Source organism: Streptomyces sp. NPDC058239, assembly GCF_042882185.1.
Lineage (GTDB): Bacteria > Actinomycetota > Actinomycetes > Streptomycetales > Streptomycetaceae > Streptomyces.
Genome location: NZ_JBHVWS010000130.1, coordinates 1 through 3,508, shown reverse-complemented (window position 1 = coordinate 3,508; position 3,508 = coordinate 1). Strand labels below are relative to the sequence as shown.

The following is a 3,508-nucleotide window of genomic DNA, read 5'->3' as shown; positions in this document are numbered from 1 at the left end:
GCCGGCGAGGGCCAGGGTGCATTCGCCGTTGCGCAGTGCGTTGGCGGCCAGGTGCACGGCGACGAGGGAGGAGGAGCAGGCGGTGTCGATGGTGATCGCAGGGCCTTCGAGGCCGAAGGCATAGGCGACCCGACCGGACGCCACACTTCCCGCACTGCCGTTGATCACATATCCCTCGACCTCAGGGGGTACGTCGGTCAGGCGCGCACCATAGTCGTGGTACATCACACCGGCGAACACCCCGGTTCGGCTGCCGCCCAGAGACCTGGGGTCGATGCCCGCGCGTTCGAAGGCTTCCCATGAGGATTCCAGCAGGAGCCGCTGCTGTGGATCCATCGCCAGAGCTTCCCGCGGCGAGATGCCGAAAAGGTCCGCGTCGAAGTCCGCGGCGTCCGGCAGGAACGCCCCCTCGGTGGTGCTCACCGTAGTCGGCTCGGGACCGGTGGGGCCGTACCTGACGTCCGGGAACCACCCGCGGTCGGAAGGCATGGCCGAAACTGCGTCGCCCGCGGTGGAGAGCAGACGCCACAATGCTTCCGGTGAACTGCTGCCACCGGGGAAGCGGCAGCTCATCGCGACAATGACCACGGGATCATCGGTCTTGGAGGCGACCGGGGAAACCGTGGCGGGCACCTGTGCCCGCCCGTACAAGGCCTCCTCCAGATGTTTGGACAAGGCCGCTGGATTGGGGTGGTCGAACACAATCGTGGCGGGCAGTCGCAGCCCGGTCACAACGTTGAGCTGATTGCGCAGGTCGACTGCTGCGAGTGAGTCGAACCCGAGTTCACGGAATGCTCGATTCGGCTGTACCCGGTCGGGCGAGTCATGCCCGAGCACCGCTGCCGCTCTGGTCCGTACGAGGTCGAGCAGGACTTCGGCCCGCCGTTCCGCCGGGACATCGGCCATCGGCCGGGCATCGTTCCCCGGTGTGAGCACCGTTCGGCGGACAGGGCCCCGCACCAGGTCCCGCAGCATGGGCGGAACCGGCCCGCCCATGGCGGACAGAGCTGTGGAATCCACCCGCATCGGCACCAGGACCGACTCGCCGCTTCCTCGCCAGGCCGTGTCGAACGAGGCCAGAGCGGCTTCGGTAGGCATGGGAGCAATCCCCAGTGCCGACAGTCTGCGCACATCCGTGTCGGTCAACGTACCAGTCAGTGCGCTGCGGTCGGCCCACAGTCCCCAGGCAATCGAGACGGCTGCCGCGCCCTGACCACGCCGATGCTGGGCGAGCGCGTCGAGGAACGCGTTCGCGGCCGCGTATGCCGCCTGACCGGCCGAACCGAGTACACCGGCGGCCGAGGAGAACAGGACGAAGCGACGCACCTGATGCTGCCGCGTCAGCTCGTGCAGGTGCACGGCCGCATCGATCTTCGGGCGTAGTACCTGGGTCACCTGGTCCCGGGTGAGCGACGTCAGCACACCGTCCGCCAGCATTCCGGCGGCATGGATGACTGCGGTCACCGGATACGTCTCGTGCAACTCGTCAAAGATGCTCGCCATCTTCGCCCGGTCGGTGACATCGCACGAGACGATCTCCGCGTGGGCACCGCTGCCCCTCAGATCGGCGAGCAGGGAGGCCGCACCGTCCGCTTCCGGGCCCTTTCTGCTGAGCAGCAGCAGACGCCGTACACCGTGAGCGGCGACCAGGTGTCGCGCGATGTGCCCGCCGAGTGTTCCGGTACCGCCGGTGACCAGCACGGTGCCATCGACATCGTCAGCGGCTGCAGCTGATTCGGCGGAGGTCAGCCGAATCAGCCTGGGAAACAGAGGAACGCCCTGGCGGATCGCGATCTGCGGCTCCCCGCTCGCCACAGTGATCGGCAGCATCTGGTCGGATTCCCGGCTGCCGTCGACGTCAGCGAGCACGAAACGATCCGGATGCTCCGTCTGCGCGGATCGCACCATGCCCCAGACCGTGGCGGACCGGGTGCTGATGGGATCGTCATGCGAGACCTGTGCGGCTCTGCTCGTCACGAACACCAGATGTGTTTCGTCGAACACCGGCTCAGCAAGCCACGTCTGCAGCAACTGCAAAGTCTGTGACGCCGCGGCATGTGCTGCGGCCGCCGACGGTTCCTCCTCAGCCGGGTACTCACGGTCCAGCCGGGCGAACACCAGCGAGGGAGGCTCGGTACCCTCGGCATCGATATCGGTGGCCAGAGCGACAAGATCGGCCGCTGTTTGGACATCGACGTGCTCGATGATGTCCGCGGGTACAACGGAGGCTGTCGTGAACTCGGTCCAGTCCACCCGCAGCGGGGCACCGTCACCGCCGCTGAGGCGGGTGATTTCGGCGAGATCCACCTGGCGCAGCAGGAGTGCCCCGGCCTCCGCGATGAGCAGCCCTGACGCGTCGAGAAGCGACAGCTGTGCCTCGGTCGGGCTCACCATGCGCAGCCGCACGCGGGCTGCGGTGGCCCCGGCGGAGTAGACAGCGAAGTTCTGCCACTCCCAGGGCAGTACGGACGTCGACCCATTGCGGGGAGGAACAGCGAACAGCACCGTCTGAGCGGCCGCGTCGAGCAGGCCCGGGTGCAGTACGAATCGCTCGGCCAGAGCGCACTGATCATCCGGTAGAGCGATCTCCGCGAATACCTCGCCGTCGCCCTGCCACAGAGCACGCACCCCCTGGAAGGCAGGGCCGTAGGCGTATCCCCGCCTGGCCAGGTCCCGGTACCCGGCCTCGACAGGCACGGGTGGGACGTCCGGTGGCAGCCACGCTTGCGGGACCGGCGCGGCTGCCGGCGCCGATCGCGCCAAGGTACCGCTGGCGTGCAGCGTCCACGGGTCGCCCTGCAGCGCGTCCTCGGCGCGTGCGTAAACGTTCAGCGCATGACGTCCGGCGTCGAGCGAGGACACCCGTACCCGCAGCAGCGTCCCTGCGTGTTCGCGCACCACGAGCGGCGTGCTGAGGGTCAGTTCCTCCACGAGATCGCAGCCGACTTCGTCCCCTGCCCGTACCGCCATCTCCAGGAAGGCTGTTCCCGGCAGCAACAGCACCCCGGCGACAGTGTGATCTGCCAGCCAGGACTGCCGATCCAGTGAGATCCGACCCGTGAACAGCGTCTCCAGGCCGTCGGGGTGGTCGACACGCGCGGTCAGCAGCGGATGATCCAGTGCCGTCTGCCCGGCCGCCGCCAGGTCGGCAGCGCTCATGTCCTGGTCCTCCAGCCAGTACCGGGTGCGCTGGAAGGGGTACGTGGGCAGGGGCGTCCGGCGTGCGTCCGGGTAGAGAGCGGTCCAGTCGACGGGCAGTCCGCACACCCAGGCCTGAGCCGCGGACGCGAGGATCCGGCCGAGCGAACCGCTGTTGCGCCGCAGAGTACCGATCACGGTGATGGTGTCCGAGGACTCCGTCAACGGAGCGGCGAGTACGGGATGGGCACTGGGCTCGATGAACCTGGTGTGCTGGTCGGTGAGGAGTTTGTTGATGGTGGTGTGGAATTGGACGGGTTGGCGGAGGTTGCGGTACCAGTAGTCGGGGGTGAGTTCGGTTCCGTCGATG

General features: G+C 67.8%; 1 protein-coding gene. It reads right to left on the bottom strand.

Annotated features, from left to right (window positions below; all coding sequences use genetic code 11):
* Nucleotides 1–3,508, bottom strand: a 3,508-nt coding sequence (locus ACFVYE_RS47130) for a type I polyketide synthase (protein WP_389609744.1), incomplete at both ends; no start/stop codon positions are given.